This is a genomic window from Mesorhizobium sp. M7A.F.Ca.CA.002.05.1.1 (assembly GCF_003998335.1).
In the GTDB taxonomy this organism is placed as follows: Bacteria; Pseudomonadota; Alphaproteobacteria; order Rhizobiales; family Rhizobiaceae; genus Mesorhizobium.
Map to the genome: position 1 here is coordinate 1 of NZ_RZQI01001280.1, position 1,223 is coordinate 1,223.

A 1,223-nucleotide genomic window follows, 5' to 3' on the forward strand; every position below is an offset into this window, starting at 1 on the left:
ATGTTGACCTGCATCCGCACCGCCGTGCCGGCCTTGGTCACCGCCGGTCGCGCCAGGAAGGTCCCGGCCCGATCGCGGCGCGCCCGGAATGATGAGGAGGATTGCCGAAAGGCAGCGATTTGGGCCTTCGAGGGCGAAAGCACGATGCCGCCATGTTCGGCGTCGAGCAGGGCGAGGGCGGCAAGGTGAGCCGGCGAATCACCGAGCCCGACCACCATGGGCACGCCGCGCGAGCGCGCCAGCATGGCGACGTGGCTGGCGGTGCTGCCCGCCTTCAGTGCGATGCCGCCGCCGCAGCTCCAGTCGGTTTCGAGAAAACGCGTCGGCGCGATATCCTCGCCATAGAGGATGGCGCCGGCGGGCGGCTCGACGTTGCCAACCTCCGACAGAGCCCGCAGCACCTGGTCCCTGATATCGCGGATGTCGGCGGCGCGCGCGCGGAAATAATCCTGCTCCGAAGCATCGTAGCCGGCGATTTCAGCGTTAAGCGCCTGCCGCCACGCCGTGTCGGCCGGCAGGCCGGTGCGGATCGCGGCAAAGGCCGGGCTGCTCAGCGCATCGTCTTGCAGCATGGCGATCTGAAACTCGAGAATGTCGGCGGCATCGCCCTCGGCCATCCCGATCATTGCAGTGAGACGGCCCGTGGCGATGCCGATTGCGGCTTCGAGCGCGGCCTTCTCATCGTCGGCTGTTTCTTTGCCGACATAGGAGCCGACAGTCTGGTCGAGGTCGAACAGCGGCCCTTCGGCATAACCGGCCGAAGCCGAAATACCTTGCAGCCTAAGCGGTTCGGGCATGGTCCGCGCCTTCGTCGAAATCGCGCCGCACCAGTTCGACCAGCGCGTCGACGGCATCATTGGCGCCGTCTCCGCTGGCCCTGATGTGCAACAGCGTACCCTTCGGCGCCTTGGTCGCCATCACCTTGACGATGCTCTTGGCGTCGAACCAGGGGCCGTTGGCGGCAAGCGCGATTTCCACCTCGGCGGCAAAGCTCTTGGCCAGCTTGGTGAACTTCACCGAAGGACGCGCGTGCAGGCCCACCTCGTGGGTGATCACAACGGTCGCTTCGGCGGATGCGGACATGTCTTCAAACTTCCCGTTCACTCACGACGGCGACAATTCATGTGCCGTCGCCACCACTTCCCGGAGCGAGGCGCCGCCGGAGGCCTCGGTCGCCGCCATCACCGCGCCTTCGACGATCGGCGCGTTGCAGACGATGATCT

At 66.3% G+C, this 1,223-nt stretch carries 2 protein-coding genes and 1 pseudogene; all 3 read right to left on the reverse strand.

Translation table 11 applies throughout. From position 1 onward, the window contains the following. Window positions 1-797 (reverse strand): phosphoenolpyruvate-utilizing N-terminal domain-containing protein (locus tag EN939_RS34870; protein WP_245473291.1); only part of this gene is annotated, 797 nt, incomplete at its 3' end. Continuing rightward, window positions 781-1,083, reverse strand: a complete 303-nt coding sequence (locus EN939_RS34875; RefSeq protein WP_127271907.1) for an HPr family phosphocarrier protein — start codon at window positions 1,081-1,083, stop codon at window positions 781-783. The genes EN939_RS34870 and EN939_RS34875, both read right to left, overlap by 17 nt. 21 nt (window positions 1,084-1,104) lie before the next feature. Next, window positions 1,105-1,223 (reverse strand): annotated as a pseudogene (locus EN939_RS34880) (dihydroxyacetone kinase phosphoryl donor subunit DhaM); the annotation flags it as partial.

Coding starts and splice junctions, on each gene's coding strand:
- EN939_RS34875 (WP_127271907.1), bottom strand. CDS start 1,083: ATGTCCGCATCCGCCGAAGCGACCGTTGTGATCACCCACGAGGTGGGC.